This is a genomic window from Streptomyces xylophagus, from assembly GCF_000716435.1.
GTDB classification, from domain to species: Bacteria; Actinomycetota; Actinomycetes; order Streptomycetales; family Streptomycetaceae; genus Streptomyces; species Streptomyces xylophagus.
This window is the reverse complement of record NZ_JNWO01000005.1, coordinates 174,975-191,456: the sequence shown is the minus strand read 5'-3', so window position 1 is coordinate 191,456 and position 16,482 is coordinate 174,975. Positions and strand designations below refer to the sequence as shown.

The following is a 16,482-nucleotide window of genomic DNA, read 5'->3' as shown; positions in this document are numbered from 1 at the left end:
GTCTTCCGGCCGAAGGTACCTTCACCGGAACCCCGCGCATCCCGTTCTGATGTGCTCTGAGTAACCATCCTTGGGCATGAGAAAGGCGCCGGTCCCTCGGTCAGACCGGCGCCTTCGGTTGCTGTCTCAGCCGACGTCTATGGAGTGATCGGCCACCGCGTGAAGGTGCCGTGTGCTCGGCTCCCCCTGGTCCGCGGTCGCGTCCCCCCACTGAACGCCGTGCCACCCAAGGAGAAGTGAGCCCTGCTTGCCGCGCTTCTTCTCCTTGCGCGTCACTCCCGGCAGCGCCTCGATCTCGCGGAACACATCGGCACGGGTTCCGGCGTACTCGCGCTTGGCGTTCGGATGGTCGCGCTTGACCCAGGCGTTGAACCGGTCCATGACCTCGGAGCTCTTTAGGAAGCCGCCCTCTACCTGGTCAAGCTGCTCACCCGCGAACACCTCAGACAGCGGGGCGCCCTTCTTCACGTACTGGGAGAGGAGTCCCGCCATCTCGTCGGTGACGAACAGGCCACCGTTCGTCGCGCCGTCCTCCTGACTGGCGACGTACCATTCCCGCCACCACTTCACGAGGTGAGCGAAAACTGCCTCCACCTCCGGCTCGTGCCACACGCCGTCGTGCGCGCCGCCGCGCAGGATCGCGTTCTTGATGTCCCACTGCTCCTCGGTAGGTACCCGGACCTCGCTGAGCGGGAAGATCGCGAGACGGTTCTGCACCTGGGGCGTGAGCTCGCCACGCGGGATCTCGTTGGTGGTCACGGTGATAGTCCACGTGATGCGGGTCTCGACGGGGTCCATCTTCATCCGCCGAAGCGAGACGCTCGTGCCCTCGGGGTTCACCAGGCGCAGCACCTGATTATCGTCAAGCACCTGCTTGCCACTCAGCTCGTTGAGAATCACCATGCGCTTGCCACGCATCGGCGACTCATCGCCGTCGTGCCGGTCGTTGCGGGTCTTCGTGAGCAGGGACGGTTTGGCGGACATGAAGGCCAACGGCTTCATTACCGTGCCCTCGATCTCCAAGGCCTGGTTCTTACCGATGTCACTCGCGCCGATGAAGACGCCCATCTTCTTGGCGGGGTTGGCACCGTGGAGCATGTAGCCGAGATACCGGCAGACCGCGTCGTAGCGAGCGGCGTGCGTGACCTCGTCCAGTTCTCCCGGTGCCCCACACATGCGCCACAGCAGGTGGTGAAAGAGCGGCGCGACCTCTTCGAGAGGCTTCTCAGCCAGTGTGAGGTCCAGCTTCCACGGGAGAACGTGGGTCAGCAGGTCCGCTTGTCGGTGCTCCCTCAGAACGTCCTGAGTGACGTCGTAGGTGCCGTTCTCGACGTTCAGAAGGTGCGCATTGCGGTCGAAGTCGTCCGTCTGGCAGCTCTCCGCCTCCGGAACGACGGCGTTGATGACCGACCGGATGTTGCCGGTGCCGCTCAGGACCTTCTCCCAGACGCGGATGGCCGCGGCGCGTCGGCGGCCCTCGGCCTGCTGGGCGCGCGCCTGCCGGTCGTTGCCCTCCGCCGTGAGGAGCCGCTGGATCTGGTCGTCGCCCTGCACTCTCTCGTCGCATGCTTCGTGCACGAGGAGAGCAAGCTCGTTCACGAGACGATGGACGGCTTCGTGGCTCTGGCCGTCATGCCTCCAACTACCACCCGTGTCATTAAAGACCATGAACCGCTGCTCACCCTGGTCCCAACGGACGTCTGACGCCCAGCGATCGAGGAAGAGACTCGCCATGCCCTGGTGGTTGCAGAGGTACGGCAGCAGCATGTCGTACACGAGGCGCGGCGCCCGCTCGTCGTCGCGGACAGGAGCGGCCGACATCGTTCCGACCAGCTTCTCCGCTGTCTTGTCGCTCCGCATCTCGGTCGTCATACGCACTGCCTCTCGCATCTGCCCAGCGCCGCGCGCCCAGGCCGTCTCCGCCTCGGAGGCAGTCTCAGAGTGACCGGCCTCGTACCTCTCCACGACGGAGGCGACCTTTGCCTCCACGTGCTCCCTGCTCCAGTCGCCGAGGCGGTGGCCGGCCTCGTTGGTGAATCGGCTCGCCAGCTCCCAGCCGAGATCCGCCATCTCCTCCGGGGAACGGTTGAGCTGACGCAGCTTGCACAGAAAGCGGAAGAGGTGGTCCTCCTGCCCACCGGACGCCACGTCGCCCGCGTCGTCGATCATCCTGTCGACGCTCGGCAGGTTGGCTTCGCTGTACCCCTGAGCGCCTGCGAGGGCTCGCGAGGAGTTCAGGGCCAGGGCCTCCAGCCAGGTGGGGGCCGTCACCGGCTCAACAGCGTTCCTGGGCATGTAGATGCCTGCGCTGAGCCGACTGAACGGCGACATGACCTGGCCTCCCCTGCCCCGGACGTCGAGGCCGTGTGCCTTACCGTCCGCCGCGTGGAGGTTTGCCGCGTTGCTGATCTCCCCCTCCGCGGGATACGCCCAGTAGTAGTGCTGGCCGCCACTCGGGGTGTCGACGACGAGGGTCTCCGGCAGCGGGCCGCGCACCGCCTCAAGCGCCGCGAGTGACTCGTCACCACCGTGACGGGGGTCAACATCCAGCACCCAGATTCCCGACTCCCGTCCGGTCACCACGCAGACGTTGCTACTGAAACTCTCCGACGCCTCCGAGGCGTCGAGCCAGAGCCACCACGCCGCCACCTGGTCAAGGTCGGTGGTGGCAAGCTCCGGCCACCGCTTCAGGGTTGGGAATTTCTTCCCCAGGGCGGCGGGAACGACGCGCCATCCCATCCCCTGACTGCATATGAAGGCGAGATCGAACCCGATGGGTGTGATGACGTCGCCAAACACAACGTCAGCCACGACGCACCTCCTCTCGAAGGGCGGTTACCGACGAGGGGCGAAACACGGTAAAATGGCTACCGAGAGTCACGTTGGTTCCTTTCAACTGAATGCCGATTCCCGTTCATTGAGTGCGGTGGTTGGCTACATGAGCGCCTCCTTTTCCAGGGCGGCCGTCCTCTCGCTGCGAGCGATGACGGGTGCGAGCGCGACTGTCGGGCGGATGTGGTGATCCGTTCCGGTGGTGAAACGTGGTGATGTCGTAGAACGAAAAAGCCCCGGCGACCGCTTGCGCGGTCATTCCGGGGCTCTTCCGTTTCCTGGGATACTGCTGCCGTGCCGTGGTGAGCGACGCGGGGTCTTAGGCGCTGAGCGCTTCCCGCTTCGGGCGCGTGTCCAGCCACTCGCGAACGGCCCGGCGCAGCACCGCCGCGCGCGTGTCCCCGGTGAGACTGGCCTCCTCGTCGAGGTCCTTGACGACGTCCTCGGCGAGGTCGAAGTTGACGTGATAGACCGTCACGCCGCGGGCGTTTACTCGGGTGGTCATTTGGCGGCCTCCTTCGAGATCAATAATATCCTGCGAGTGATCGGGAATACCCGGGAAACGATCGGGAAAAGCGTCCACGCTCAAGTCGGTAAAGGCATATCGATACGCCTTCACCGTTTCGCTCAACGTCGCGATATCCGCACCGTCATCGCCCGCGGCGTCAAGCGGTGGTACGTCAACTCCGCCACGAGAGCGGCGTTCGGCCGACCGTCGCGCGACAGGTCGGCGTCCATCTCGATCAACACCCGCTGCTTGCACGGTCCCTCGCAGGCCACGCACTCACCCTTCTCCAACCGTTTCGTGGTCGGCGGGAACTTGGGGGCCCGCCGACTTTCCGCGATCCCTCGCAGGGCGTTCGCCTGGCTTACCGTCAGGGCGAACACCTTGACCATGCGGCTCGTGAGGCACCACCACTTGCCCTTCACGTCCCGGTAGCCCGCGAGGGAGCGGCCGTTGACGACCACGCGACGCCTCGTGGCGAACTCCTTGAGGAGCCACTCCCGGCAGCCCGCGACGGGTCCGAGGCCAGCCCTTGAGCAGTACCTGGCGACAGTGTCGAGGTCGACGTGCTTGCCATCCCTCACTGGCCGGCCTCCATCAGCCCTAGAACATCGCCGAGCTGACCCAGCCTCAGACGCAGCAGCTCCAGGCACACGACGGTCTCCGCCTCGTTCGCGACGGCCAGTTGGCGGGCCTCGGCCCCGAACTCGTCGGCGATCAGACCCGCGACGGGGGTGAGCAGGTTACGGCTGGTCATGCCAACTCCCGGTTGACGCAGTTGAGGACGGTGCCGCTAACACCATCGGAAACGCGAGAAGGCGCCGCTTGCGCGGCGCCTTCCTGTTCCTGGTCATCAGTATGCACGAGTGGTGACGGTCCTCCTGGTGGAGATTCCGTGAGCATCGCCTGGGCCTCCAACCACGCCACGGGCACGCGGAGCTGCTGGCCAACGCGCGTGGCAGGGACGGTTCCCCCGTCGATGGCTCGGCGCACCGTTCGCGCGTCGACGTGGAGCACCTCCGCGGCCTCCGTCACGGTGGCGAACCACCGCCCGCGGAGACGGGTGGCGGCGTTCACCGCTCGGCGCCCTTCTCGGCGGTGAGCATCTCCGGGCCGTTGATCCACCGGTCGAGGAGCGCGTAGTAGCGCCCCGCCGCGGCACCCCGCGGAACCCTGGCCTCGTTCTCCCAGCGGTAGACCGTGCGCAGCGTGACGCCGCACTCCTCGGCCACCTGCCCAGCGGTCCAGCCCGCGTTCCCCCTGGCTTCGCGCGCCTTGCCCGTGGCGATCCACGTGACGAGCCTGGCGCGATCCATTGGCGTGTTCATGACCGAATATTACCCCGAGTGACAGTCAAATGCCATTTCGCGCACATGCTCCCACCAGTCACGATTACCTTCCGTATGTCATTTCAGTGACTCTCGGTATAAAATTGGAGCCAGGGGAGCTATGCAATGCAGCTGCCCCCGGTCGGGAAAACCCGGGAACCGAGAGTTCCCACCACGACGGAAACGGAGATGTCATGAGCACCTCAAAATCTCGCCGCTCCCCCGGTGAGGGTGGCGTGTACGAGTACCGCCTCCGGAACGGGGAGAAGCGGTACTACTGGAAGGCGACCATCCAGGTCGGGAGCGAGCGCAAGCCCGTCGTCCGGCGCGGGTTCAAGGGCCGTCCGGAGGCCGCGAAGGACATGCGCGCGGCCATGAAGCTGAGCGACGACGGCCTCTTTGCCGACCCCGGCAGGGTGACCGTGGGCGAGTGGCTCGACGCGTGGCTGGCCGGCCTCCGGGTCTCCGCCAGCACCCGCGGCGTGTACGGCCAGATGGCCAAGGTCGTCATCAAACCGCGCCTCGGTGACGAGAAGCTCGCCAAGCTGACGTCGACTCGCATCGACGCCTTCTACCGCGAGTTGGAGGCGAACGGCAGCAAGCAGGGCACGCCACTTGCCCCGCGGTCGGTTCGTCTCGCCGCCGCCGTGATGAGCATGGCCCTCAAGGCCGCCGTGGAGGCTGAGCCGCCCCTCCTCTCCCGGAACCCCGCGACCAAGGCCAAGCCGCCGCTGCTCGACGACGACCCCGGGGCCATCAAGGCCTGGACCCCGGAGCAGCTCAACCGCTTCCTCACCTGGGCGGACGAACACGACACCGAACACGCCTCGTTGTGGCGCTTCGCCGCCGCGACGGGCATGAGGCGCGGTGAGCTGCTCGCCCTGGACTGGCGCGACGTCAGCGGGGACGTCGTCGTCGTGCGGCGGAGTGCCATACCCGGCCCGGGGCGCAAGCCTGTGATCGCGCCCACCAAGACCCGCCGTTCCCGCGCCGTGGCCCTCGACGACGAGACCGTGGCGCTTCTCCGAACCTGGCGGGCGAGGCGGGGTGGCCTTCACCTCGGGCTCGCCCGGGACCCCGCACCGGTCTTCGGCGATGAGAACGGGGAGCGGCACAGTCCCGGAAACGTGACGGCCTGGTTCATCCGGGCCGTGGAACGGTGCCAACGCGACCTGGGTGAGGACCTGATCCCGCGCATCACGCTTCACGGGCTCCGGCACACGATGGTCTCCACCTGGCTGGCGGCGGGCATCCCGGTCAAGGTCGTCGCCGAGCGAACGGGCCACTCCGTGACCCTCATGCTCAACACGTACGCCCACGTCATGCCGGGCTCTCAGGCAGCCGCCGCGAGGCAGGTTGCGGCGGCTCGGCGGCTGGGTGCACCAACCGCTGACGAGACCCCCGCCGACCGTCCCCACCTCAGGTCCATTGAGGGCGGAAAGTGACTGAACTCCCTGGTCACAGGCCATGATCAGTATCGGCGAGGTATCACGGACTTGGAAAAGCCCAGGTCAGACCCTGGGGACCAGGCAAGACGACATAAGGTCCACTTCCATGACGTCATCGCGGACCAATCCGGAGGGGCCGATCGAGCCGGAAGGTCTGGCCGAGACGGAGGGTCTGACGGGTTCCGCCGCCTGGGAGTTGCTGCTGCCCGCCGCCTCGGCACCGGCACGCACGCGTGGCCGCTCGCTTCAGGCGGCGCTGCGCGAGGCGGTGCGTTCGGGGCGGCTGGCGCCGGACACCCGGCTGCCGTCGAGCCGGGACCTGGCGGCCGACCTCGGGGTGTCGCGGGGGCTGGTCACCGAGGCGTACGAGCAGTTGACGGCGGAGGGTTATCTGCGCAGCGGCCGGGGCGCGGGCACCTGGGTGGGCGGTTCCGTGCGGGCGGCGCGGCCACGCGCGCGTGACCTCGCGCCGCGCTCCCCCGGCGCCCGGGCCGACTTCGTGCCCGGCACTCCGGACCTGTCGCTGTTCCCGCGCGCCGCCTGGGCCGCGGCGCAGCGTGCTGTGCTGGCGGAGTTGCCGCACGACCTGCTGGGTTATCCCGATCCGCGCGGGCTGCCCCGGTTGCGTACGGCTCTCGCGGAACTCCTGGCGCGCCGCCGGGGTGTGGTCGCCGACCCGGAGCGACTCGTCGTGGTCTCCGGAGTGGCGCAGGCGACGGCACTGCTCGGATTCGTGCTCCATGCGCGCGGGACACACACCGTCGGCGTCGAGGACCCGGGCAGCCCGCAGCACGACTCCCTGTACGCCGCCGCGGGCGTCGGCACCGTACCGCTGCCCCTGGACGAGGAGGGCCTGGCGGTCGCACCACTGCGAGCGTCGGGCGTACGAGTCGTGGTGACCACACCCGCCCATCAGTTCCCCACGGGCATCGCCTACTCCGCGCGGCGGCGCGCCCAACTCCTCGACTGGGCGCGGTCGGTGGACGGTCTGGTCTTCGAGGACGACTACGACGGCGACTTCCGCTACGACCGGGCCCCCGTAGGTGCGCTCCAGGGACTCGACCCGGAGCATGTCGCCTACGCGGGCTCGGTCAGCAAGTCCCTCGTCCCGGGGCTGCGGCTCGGCTGGCTGCTCGTCCCGGAGTCCCTCGCCGACGAGGTCGTCGAGCGAAAGCGGACCATGGACCTCGGCCACCCGACCCTCGACCAGGCGTTGTTCGCCCGCTTCCTCGAACGCGGCGACTACGACCGCCAGTTGCGCCGCTGCCAGCGCGCCTACCGGCAGCGGCGCGACGCCCTCGTCGCCGCCCTGGAGGAGCACTTCCCCGGAGCGGAGGTGACCGGGATCGCGGCGGGACTGCACGTCATCGCCGAGCTGCCGGAGAAGTACGGCCCTCAGGAGGACTTCCTGGCCCGCGCGGCCTCCGCCGGTGTCGCCGTGCGCCCGCTCAGCGCCTACGCACACGCGCGCGTGGACGACGCGGTCGTACGGCTGGTCCTGGGCTACGCGCAGCTGTCTCCCGCGCGGATCGGCGCGGGCATACGTCTCATGGCCGACGCCGTACGCGCGCACGAACTCTGAGCTCGCACGCGGGCTCCCATGTCACCGCGTTCCGTTGTTCACCCGTGGTTTCCGTCTGCGCTGCGGTGTACCCGTAGTTGTGGCAGTGCACCCTGACCGCATCCCCTCAGTGGAGGCGCAACCCCATGTCGCATCGTCCGTTCCCCGGCCGCCGCAGTGTTCTGCGCGGCTCTCTGGCCGCGTCGGCGGCCCTGACCGTGCCCGTCGCCCTCGGCGCGGCACCGGCCCTCGCCCTGTCGGGGCGCCCCAAGGCCGGCTGGGGCGTGCAGGCGGGGGACGTGACCTCCGACTCCGGCCTGGTGTGGGTGCGTTCGGACCGCCCGGCTCGGATGATCGTGGAGACCTCGGCCACCGAGTCGTTCCGCAATCCGCACCGGTGGCACGGTCCGCTGCTCGGCCCGGACACCGACTTCACGGGTACGACCCGGCTGCGCGGGCTGCCCTCGGGGCAGCAGATCCACTACCGGGTCCTGCTCGCCGACCCCGACGACCCGCGTCGTACGGGCGAGCCGGTCGCCGGTACGTTCCGTACGGTGCCGACCGGGCGGCGGGGTGTGCGGTTCCTGTGGTCCGGTGACCTGGCGGGGCAGGGCTGGGGCATCAACCCCGACCTCGGCGGCTACCGCATCTACGACGCGATGGCCAGGCTCGACCCGGACTTCTTCGTGTGCAGCGGCGACAACATCTACGCCGACGGTCCGATCACGGCGACCCAGGCGCTGCCCGACGGCAGCCTGTACCGGAACGTCACCACGGAGGAGAAGTCCAAGGTCGCCGAGACCCTGGCCGAGTTCCGCGGCAACTTCCGCTACAACCTGCTCGACGAGAACCTCAAGCGCTTCAACGCCCAGGTTCCGTCGATCATCCAGTGGGACGACCACGAGGTGCGCAACAACTGGTACCCGGGCGAGGTGATCGCCGCCTCCGACACCCGCTACACGGAGAAGAACGTCGACGTCATGGCGGTGCGCGCCCGGCGTGCGTTCAGCGAGTACTTCCCGATCTCGACGCTGCGGCCGGGCGCGAAGGAGGGCCGGGTCCAGCGTGTGATGCGGCACGGTCCGCTGCTCGACGTGTTCGTCCTGGACATGCGGACCTACCGCAACGCCAACTCGCCCGACAACCAGACCGTGGACCCGCAGGGCATCCTCGGCCGTGAGCAACTGGATTGGCTCAAGCGGGAGTTGTCGCGCTCGCGTGCGGTGTGGAAGGTGATCGCCGCCGGCATGCCGCTCGGTCTGGTCGTGCCCGACGCCACCGAGGGCAAGGCGAACATCGAGGCCGTCGCGCAGGGCGACCCGGGCGCGCCGCTCGGGCGTGAGCTGCAGATCGCCGAACTGCTGCGGTACATCAAGCACCGGCGGATCACCGGCACCGTATGGCTGACGGCCGACGTGCACCACACGTCCGCCCAGCACTACCAGCCCTCGCGGGCCGCGTTCACCGACTTCGAGCCGTTCTGGGAGTTCGTCTCCGGTCCGCTGAACGCGGGCGCCTTCCCGGCCAACGACCTCGACAACACGTTCGGTCCGGAGCGGGTGTTCGTGAAGGCCCCGACCGTGGCGAACGTGTCGCCGGCCCAGGGCTACCAGTTCTTCGGCGAGGTCGACATCGACGGCCACAGCGGGGAACTGACGGTGCGTCTGCGCGAGCAGGACGGCACCGTGCTGTTCACGCAGACGCTGCAGCCGGGACGGGTCGGCCAGTAACTCCACTACCCTCGTACGTGGGCCGCGCACCGGCGTCATCCCCCGGTGCGCGGCATGTGCAGCGGCGCCCCAACACCCCTTCGCGGACCGCGTTTTCGCAGGTCAGGGCCGATTGTCAGTGGTCGCCTCTACGGTTTTTCCATGACGCGATCTTTGCAGGCCGTGACCTATCGCCGACCCTCCGTGCTGGAGTCGTCGGCGGGTGAGCGGCGCCTGGGCCTCGAGACCTCACAGGGTGCGACTCCTTCGGGTGTCACCGACCATCCGCGCTTCTTCGCGGGCTTCCTGACCTCCCCTCAGGTGGCCTCGGCGGCGCTGCTCGCGGTGGCCGACGTGGCGGCCACGCGCTACTACCAGCGCCAACTCCCCTCCTCGCTCGACCCGGTGGTGACGGCCGGCGGCGACCGGCTCCGCTTCGAGTCCTTCTCGGGCTGCGGCGGGGTGTACGCGCGACTGGACGTCCTCGGCCCCGGTCTCGACGGCGACGAGGTGGGCCACGGCACGACGAACGTCGACGTCAACAACCCGCTGCGCGAGGCCCTGTCCCGGATCGGCTCGGACGATCCGCTCCATCTCCGGGTCGGCCCCGAGGAGTTGGCCGTGACCACGCTGGACGGCCCGGTGGTGGAGAAGAAGGTGCCACTCCCGGACCGCTGGCTGCGCGGCTTCGCGGAAGCCCAGGTCATAGCGGCCGGCTTCGACCTGCGGGCCGAGCTGCCCGCGGCGGAGGCGGTCCGGTTCCTGCGCTCGCTGCCGAAGGGCGGCGCTCGTGGCGCCGCGAGCGGACCGCGCTGGGTCGTACCGGCGGGCCGCGGCCTGCGCCCCACCACCCGCCCCGTACCGGGCGCGGTCTGCCTGCCGGGCCCGGAGCGCCTCATCGCCCTCCAGCGGGTCCTGCGCCACGCGACGGCCCTGCGCATCTACGGCCCCTCCGTCATCGGTGCCGACGCAACGGCCGGTGCGTGGGAGGCCGTCCTGCCGGGCATGCGGCTCACCCTCACGCTGTCGCCGGACGCGTCGCGCGGATTCTCCGGCGAGGGCGGGGTCCTGGACGCGCTCACCGCCGACGAGGCGGGCGAGGACGCCGAGTTGATCGCCGTGCTGCTGGCATGGGAGCCCCGCATCGACGTCGCCGACCTGGCCGCCTCCTCGGGGCTGACGCCCGAGCGGGTGCGTGCCGCCCTGGTCCGGCTGGGCACTTCGGGGCGCGTCGGCTACGACACGGCGGAGGCGGCCTACTTCCACCGTGAACTGCCCTACGACGCGCAGCGCGTGGAGCGCCACAATCCGCGGCTCCGTTCGGCTCGCGCGCTGGTGGCCGCAGGTGCGGTGACCCTGGAGGGCGCGATCGGGACGGTGACCGCCGAGGACGGTCATGTGCACCGGGTGCGTGACGAGGCGGGGGTGCTGAGTTGCAGCTGCGTGTGGTGGGCGAAGTACCGGGGCGGGCGCGGGCCGTGCAAGCACGCGCTGGCGGTGCGGATGGTGAAGCGGGGCGCCGCGACGGAGCAGAACACGATCCGGGACGCGGATCAGGACATGGTGCGGGTCGACGGGGGTGTGCGATGAGTTCGCTGATGGAAGCGGTGCGGGCGGGCCGGACGGCCGAGGCGGTGGGGCTGCTCGACGGGCTGACGGACACCGAACGGCGTGCGTTCCTGCCGGAGTTGAAGGACCTCCGCAAGGAGCTGCGCAAGGCACCGTGGGAGGAGCCGTCCCGCCGTGCCTATCCGGCTCTGCACGCGGCCGGGACCGCCTGCGAGACAGGGGCGGCAGCCGCGGCGGCCTGGATCGCCGCCACCGACATGCGCTGGTCGCAGTCGTCCCCGGGGCTGCTGATCCACATCCTGGGCGACCGCGACACGGCCTGGCTCGCCGACGTGACGCAGCGCCTGGCCGCGCGCCCGGCCTCCGCCGACGTGCCGTACGAGCTGATGGCCGGTCTGGTGCGGCTCTCCGGCTGCCCGGTGCCGACGACGGACGCCTATGTGCGGGGCTGGGTGCAGCACAACGGCAGCATTTGGCAGCGCGGGAACACCCTGCTCGAGAGGCTGCGCAAGGACCCGCATCTCGCGGAGCTGGTGGCCGCGGTCTTCGAGACGGATGACATCGGCAGCGCACTGGAGTGGACCTCGACCGAGGGCCCGAACAACTGGGTCGACGCGCTCGCCCTGCTCACCGCCGAAGGGACCCTGGACCGGAAGGCGACTGTGGACTCATGCGTGGCCCGGTTGCTCCGGGGCGGTACGACCTTGGACAACCGGGTGTTCCTGCGCGTGTTGAAGGCCCTCGCCCTGACCCGCGAGGAGGAGCGGGAGCGGATCGCCGACTGGCTGGCGCTCGCCTCGGACGCGGTGTCCATGGTGGCGTCGCACGCCCAGTCGGTGCTCGGTTCGCTGGCTCTGGACGGGGAGTTGACGGCGCGTCGGCTGGCGGAGATGTCCGACGCGGTCCTGTTCCGCACCGAGAAGAAGCTCGTCCGGGCCCAGCTCGTGCTGCTGGGGAAGGTGCTGGCGCGGGACGCCTCGGCCGCCGCCGACGTGCTGCCCGCCCTCGCGCAAGCCTTCGCGCACGAGGACGCGGAAGTGCAGGAGCGGGCGCTGAAGCTGGTCGAACGGCACGTCAAGAAGCTCGACTCCTCCGATGTGCGGGCCGAACTGGCCACAGCGGCAGAGCAGTTGGTTCCCGCCCTGCGTGCGCGTGCGGTCGAGACGCTGGGCGCCGTGCCGCTGACGGCGACGTCGATGGTGTACGAAGAGGTGCTTCCTCCGGCACCGGAGCCGGCCCGTCTGGCACCGGCGCCCGAGTCGGCGGTCGAACTCGCCGAGGAACTGGGGGTGTTGCTGGCGACCGAAGGTGACGTAGCGGCGTTCGAGCGCGCGCTGGACGGACTGGTCCGCCATGCGTACCGGGACCGGGACACTCTGGTGGAGGCGTTGGGGCCGGTGGTCGCGCGCCGTTGGTGGGAGAGCGCCGATCCCGACTATGTCCAGCGTGCGGACGACCACTTCAGCAGGTCGCACCACAGCTTCGGCAGCGTCGAGCACGCGCTCGACCTCCTCCTGGCCACCCTCCGGGGCAAGGTGCGCACCGCCACGCTCCACGACGGGATGCAACAGGGTCACCGGTCCCGGGAGTGCGGGCACAGCGCACTGTCCCGGGCCTTCGACGCCCGGCTGTGGGAGGTGGCGTACCGGCTCCGCGCGGAGCCGCTGCCGTTCCTGTTGTCGACTCCGAGCTGGAGCACGGGACTGCTGGAGCCGGACGAGTTGGTGGACCGGCTGGACACCTACCGGCGCCTGGGCGCACGCGTCTCGACCGCCGACTTCGCGCAGGCCCTGCTCCGGGTGCGCCGCGGGGACCGGGCGGCGGCGGCCGCTGCCGCCGGGCGAGCGGAGGCTCTCGGCACGACGGAAGGTACCCGGCTGGCCCACTGGCTGACCTCCGAGGGCCCCACGCTGCCCCTGAGCAGGCGACGGACGGCCGGGGTGCGCATCGTGCTGGAGCTCGGTGAACTCCTCGATCTCCAGGAGGACTTCCCGGCGGAGTTCCGCGCGCTGGGCCGCCCGGTGACTGCCTACGGCGAGCGGTGGTACTGCTACCACTGGAACCGGGACATGCAGCGGAACTGGCTCGCGATACTCCCCGAGCGTCGCGAGCTGGTGGCGGCACGGCTGGTGCGGGACGTGTCCGCCGTCGCCCTGGACGGCACCCGGGGCGCAGCCGCCGTACTCCCGCTGCTGGCCGAGTCCGACGGTGCGGCCGGTGAGGCCACGCACCTGTGTCTGGCGTACGGTCTCGGCGCGCGGCACCCCGAGGATCGGCTCGCCGCGGTGGACGCGTTGCTGGTGCTCGCGGCGCGTGGACAGTTGGACGTGAATCGGCTGGGCACGGATCTCGGGGAGCTGGTGCGGAGCGGGGCAGTGAAGCCGTCGCGGCTCGCCGAGTCGGTGCGGACAGGGGCGGTCACCGGGGCGAACGCGACCATATGGGGGATCCTCCGCCACACCGTGACCGCGCTACTCGCCGACCTCGATGGCGACGCCAAGCCCGCCCAGACGCGTGGACTCGGGGACCTTCTCGCCGTGGCCGCCGAATGCGCGGAGCGGTCCGGGGCCCGTGGTGAGCTGCCGCATCTGGCGCAGACGGCGGCCCGGGGCGGCTCGTCCCGGCTGGTCGTGCAGGCGCGTCGGCTGCGCAGTGCGCTGGTGGAGGGGGTGGCCGCCTGACGTAGGGCGGTGGGGCTGACCTCCGGTGCACCCCACTCACCAAAAGAATGGCAAAAGGGACAGAACCACGCTTTTACCGGTAGGTCACAGAGCGTTCGTGATCACGCAACACCCTTCCTTCACAGTGGTTGCATGAGTCGAGACATGTCTGATGTGACGCGCGCCAGGCACGGGCGTCCGGTGCACCACTGGCGGCGGGACCTGGTGGAGCTGGCCGCGCTGTTCACAGCGGTCGCGGTGGCGGACGTCGTGGCCGACCTCGTGGGGCACGGGCCCGACGGTCCGGTGCTGCTGACGATCTCCGCGCTCGCGCTGATCGCCACGGCGGGGTTCCACACATGGTGGTCACGCCGCCACGGTCATGCGCCGCCGGCGAGTGATACCGGTGCCCGGCCGGCCGCGCGGCTGCGGCAGACCGGGCCGACCGGATCGTCCGAGTCGGAATCCACGTTCGAGTCGAAGTCCACGTCCGAGTCCGAGCAGTCGTCCGCGACGCCCGACGCCGTCGCCGAGCCGGCCGCGCTGTGGCGGATGCGGACGACGGTGCAGGACGCGCCGGGATCGCTGGCGGCGTTGTGCACGGCGCTGGCCGGTAAGAAGGTCGACATTCTGAGTCTGCAGACGCATCCGCTGGCCGAGGGCACGGTGGACGAGTTCCTGCTGCGGGCGCCGGGTGCGGTCGCGGCGTCCGAGATCACCCGGGCGGTGTCGCTGGCCGGCGGTTCGGGCACCTGGATCGAGCGGGCCGACGCCCACGATCTGGTGGACGCGCCGACCCGGGTCCTGGGCCTGGCCACGCGTACGGCCCTGGACGCGGCGGAACTGCCCCTGGCGCTGCGGCAGTTGCTGGGCCGGTGCACCATCCGTTCGCTGCCCGCCAACGTTGTCGCGGGCAAGGGGCGCGAGCCGGAGTCGCTTCCGGTGGAAGGAGCGCTGGAGGACACGGTCATGCGGCTGCGGGCGCCGGAAGGCGGAGTGATCACTATCGAGCGGCCGTATCTGCCGTTCACGCCCACCGAGTTCGCGCGGGCGCGGGCGCTGGTCGAGCTGGACGCCCGGCTCGGTCCGCGCATCCCGCGCAGCCAGGACGTGCTGACGCTGCCCGAGGGCAACGCGATCACCGTGCGGCGCGCGGACACCGGTGATCTGGACGCGGCACGGGAGATGCACGAGCGGTGCTCGGCGCGGACGCTGGGCATGCGCTATCACGGGCCGGTCGGTGACGCCGACCGCTATCTCAACCACCTGCTCAGTCCGCGCTTCGGCCGGACGCTGGCCGTGCAGACGGCCTCCGGGCGGATCGTCGGGCTCGGGCACCTGCTGTGGGACGGGGACGAGACGGAGGTCGCGCTGCTTGTCGAGGACGACTGGCAGCGGCGGGGTATCGGCAGTGAGTTGTTGGGGCGGCTGGTGGGGATGGCTGTCGAAGCGGGGTGCGAGAGCGTGTATGCCGTGACGCAGGCGTCCAACACGGGGATGGTTGCGGCGATGCGGGGGCTTGATCTGCCGTTGGATTATCAGATCGAGGAGGGGACGTTGGTGGTCACGGCGCGGCTGGGTGCGGCGGTGAGTTCTGCGGAAGTTACGGAGTTCGGGAGGGCCGAAGCGCCGTAGCGTCCAAGGTTCGGTGGGTGGGTGCGGGTTCGCTGTGGCTGGTCGCGCAGTTCCCCGCGCCCCTTGGGAGGGGCGCAAGCGCCCCATCCAAATCTGTCCATAGGTCCTCTGCGTCCTCCAAGCCCACCGACAGTCTCAGCAAGCGGTCGCTCACGCCCGCACCCCTCCTGTCGTCCGCGTCCACCACCCGGTGGCTGATGGAAGCCGGGTGTTGGATCAGGGTGTCTACGCTGCCGAGGCTTACCGCCGGGGTGATGAGGCGGACTCCCGCGATGACCTCGTGGGGGTCGCCTTGGGGCTCGAAGGCGATCATCGCGCCGCCGATGCGCGGGTAGTGGACGTGGGCGACGCGCGGGTCGGCGGTGAGGCGGCGGGCTAGTTCGGCGGCGGTGGCGGAGGCGGCACGTACCCGTATCGGGAGGGTGGCGAGGCCGCGCAGCAGCAGATAGCCGGCCAGTGGGTGCAGGACAGCGCCGGTCATGAAGCGGATCTGGCGCAGTTGTCCGGCGAACTCCTCGTCGCAGGCCACCACTCCCCCCATCACGTCGCCGTGCCCGCCCAGGTATTTGGTGGCGCTGTGCAGGATGATCCGCGCGCCGTGTTCGGCGGGGCGTTGCAGCACGGGTGTGGCGAAGGTGTTGTCCGCGAGGAGCGGGACCGAGCCGCAGGAGTGGGCGATGGCGCGCAGGTCGAGTTCGGCCAGGGTCGGGTTGGCCGGGGACTCGACGAGGACAAGGCCGGTGTCCGGGCGCAGCGCGTCGGTGATTCCGGCCGGGTCGGTCCAGGTCACCTCGGTGCCGAGCAGCCCGGCGGTGAGCAGGTGGTCGCTGGAGCCGTAGAGGGGTCGTACCGCCACGACATGGCGCAACCCCGTCGCGGCCCGCGCGAGCAGGACCGCGGTCAGGGCGGCCATGCCGCTGGCGAACGCCACCGCGCTGTCGGTGCCTTCGAGGCGGGCGAGGGCGGTCTCGAAGCGGGCGACGGTGGGGTTGCCGACGCGGCCGTAGACGGGCGGGCCGTCGGGTTCGGCGCCGGTGGTGGCGAAGGCGTCGATGCGGGCGGCCTCGCCACGGCTGTCGTACGACGGGTAGGTCGTCGACAGGTCGATCGGCGGGGCGTGCAGACCCTGCCGGGCGAGGTCGTCGCGGCCGGCGTGCACGGCCTCGGTGGCCAGTGCTCGCGGGGCCGGGGAGCGGTGCGGGCTCGTTGTCTCCATGGACGGAAGGGTGAACATC

At 70.1% G+C, this 16,482-nt stretch carries 13 protein-coding genes; 6 read left to right on the top strand and 7 right to left on the bottom strand.

All coding sequences use genetic code 11. From position 1 onward, the window contains the following. Positions 1–126: 126 nt before the first annotated feature. The 6 genes from OO70_RS51230 to OO70_RS12120 all read right to left on the bottom strand — a co-directional run bounded on the left by OO70_RS51230 (position 127) and on the right by OO70_RS12120 (position 4,665). Positions 127–2,811 carry a bifunctional DNA primase/polymerase gene (locus OO70_RS51230; RefSeq protein ID WP_051741128.1) on the bottom strand — a complete coding sequence of 895 codons (2,685 nt, stop codon included), beginning with the start codon at positions 2,809–2,811 and terminating at the stop codon, positions 127–129. A gap of 340 nt (positions 2,812–3,151) precedes the next feature. After that, positions 3,152–3,337 (bottom strand): ribbon-helix-helix protein, CopG family, encoded by a 186-nt coding sequence (locus OO70_RS12135; protein WP_043668284.1) that lies wholly within the window; start codon positions 3,335–3,337, stop codon positions 3,152–3,154. Between the two features lie 122 nt (positions 3,338–3,459). Further along, complete coding sequence (locus OO70_RS12130; RefSeq protein ID WP_043668282.1) at positions 3,460–3,921, bottom strand: hypothetical protein; 462 nt, start codon at positions 3,919–3,921, stop codon at positions 3,460–3,462. Then, positions 3,918–4,094 (bottom strand): hypothetical protein, encoded by a 177-nt coding sequence (locus OO70_RS54515; RefSeq protein WP_158711448.1) that lies wholly within the window; start codon positions 4,092–4,094, stop codon positions 3,918–3,920. The genes OO70_RS12130 and OO70_RS54515 overlap by 4 nt, the downstream gene beginning before the upstream one ends. Next, positions 4,091–4,372 (bottom strand): helix-turn-helix domain-containing protein, encoded by a 282-nt coding sequence (locus OO70_RS57020; protein ID WP_407702766.1) that lies wholly within the window; start codon positions 4,370–4,372, stop codon positions 4,091–4,093. The genes OO70_RS54515 and OO70_RS57020 overlap by 4 nt, the downstream gene beginning before the upstream one ends. Before the next feature lie 38 nt (positions 4,373–4,410). Further along, complete coding sequence (locus OO70_RS12120) at positions 4,411–4,665, bottom strand: helix-turn-helix transcriptional regulator (protein ID WP_078651366.1); 255 nt, start codon at positions 4,663–4,665, stop codon at positions 4,411–4,413. Between the two features lie 194 nt (positions 4,666–4,859). Here OO70_RS12120 and OO70_RS12115 point away from each other — a divergent pair, with 194 nt between their 5' ends. The 6 genes from OO70_RS12115 (at position 4,860) to OO70_RS12090 (ending at position 15,247) form a co-directional block, all read left to right on the top strand. Next, entirely contained in the window at positions 4,860–6,110 is a 1,251-nt protein-coding gene (locus OO70_RS12115) for a tyrosine-type recombinase/integrase (RefSeq protein WP_158711447.1), read from the top strand. A gap of 109 nt (positions 6,111–6,219) precedes the next feature. Then, positions 6,220–7,695: a MocR-like pyridoxine biosynthesis transcription factor PdxR gene (gene pdxR / locus OO70_RS12110; protein ID WP_043668268.1), complete on the top strand. Its 1,476-nt coding sequence runs from the start codon at positions 6,220–6,222 to the stop codon at positions 7,693–7,695. A 125-nt stretch (positions 7,696–7,820) separates the two neighbouring features. Then, positions 7,821–9,404 (top strand): alkaline phosphatase D family protein, encoded by a 1,584-nt coding sequence (locus OO70_RS12105; RefSeq protein ID WP_043668265.1) that lies wholly within the window; start codon positions 7,821–7,823, stop codon positions 9,402–9,404. A 141-nt stretch (positions 9,405–9,545) separates the two neighbouring features. Then, positions 9,546–10,973 (top strand): SWIM zinc finger family protein, encoded by a 1,428-nt coding sequence (locus OO70_RS12100; RefSeq protein ID WP_043668260.1) that lies wholly within the window; start codon positions 9,546–9,548, stop codon positions 10,971–10,973. Further along, positions 10,970–13,633: a DUF7824 domain-containing protein gene (locus tag OO70_RS12095; protein WP_043668258.1), complete on the top strand. Its 2,664-nt coding sequence runs from the start codon at positions 10,970–10,972 to the stop codon at positions 13,631–13,633. The genes OO70_RS12100 and OO70_RS12095 overlap by 4 nt, the downstream gene beginning before the upstream one ends. 144 nt (positions 13,634–13,777) lie before the next feature. After that, positions 13,778–15,247 carry a GNAT family N-acetyltransferase gene (locus OO70_RS12090; protein WP_234336829.1) on the top strand — a complete coding sequence of 490 codons (1,470 nt, stop codon included), beginning with the start codon at positions 13,778–13,780 and terminating at the stop codon, positions 15,245–15,247. Here OO70_RS12090 and OO70_RS12085 read toward each other — a convergent pair. Further along, a complete protein-coding gene (locus OO70_RS12085) occupies positions 15,216–16,481 on the bottom strand; it encodes a trans-sulfuration enzyme family protein (RefSeq protein WP_199827301.1) in 1,266 nt (421 codons plus the stop codon). The two genes, OO70_RS12090 and OO70_RS12085, sit on opposite strands and share 32 nt — an antisense overlap. Position 16,482 lies beyond the last annotated feature (1 nt).

Bases quoted from the DNA above. Each gene is read 5' to 3' on its own strand.
- OO70_RS12135 (WP_043668284.1), bottom strand. From the start codon at position 3,337: ATGACCACCCGAGTAAACGCCCGCGGCGTGACGGTCTATCACGTCAAC.
- OO70_RS54515 (WP_158711448.1), bottom strand. From the start codon at position 4,094: ATGACCAGCCGTAACCTGCTCACCCCCGTCGCGGGTCTGATCGCCGAC.
- OO70_RS12120 (WP_078651366.1), bottom strand. From the start codon at position 4,665: ATGAACACGCCAATGGATCGCGCCAGGCTCGTCACGTGGATCGCCACG.
- OO70_RS12115 (WP_158711447.1), top strand. From the start codon at position 4,860: ATGAGCACCTCAAAATCTCGCCGCTCCCCCGGTGAGGGTGGCGTGTAC.
- pdxR (WP_043668268.1), top strand. From the start codon at position 6,220: ATGACGTCATCGCGGACCAATCCGGAGGGGCCGATCGAGCCGGAAGGT.
- OO70_RS12105 (WP_043668265.1), top strand. From the start codon at position 7,821: ATGTCGCATCGTCCGTTCCCCGGCCGCCGCAGTGTTCTGCGCGGCTCT.
- OO70_RS12100 (WP_043668260.1), top strand. From the start codon at position 9,546: ATGACGCGATCTTTGCAGGCCGTGACCTATCGCCGACCCTCCGTGCTG.
- OO70_RS12095 (WP_043668258.1), top strand. From the start codon at position 10,970: ATGAGTTCGCTGATGGAAGCGGTGCGGGCGGGCCGGACGGCCGAGGCG.
- OO70_RS12090 (WP_234336829.1), top strand. From the start codon at position 13,778: ATGTCTGATGTGACGCGCGCCAGGCACGGGCGTCCGGTGCACCACTGG.
- OO70_RS12085 (WP_199827301.1), bottom strand. From the start codon at position 16,481: ATGTTCACCCTTCCGTCCATGGAGACAACGAGCCCGCACCGCTCCCCG.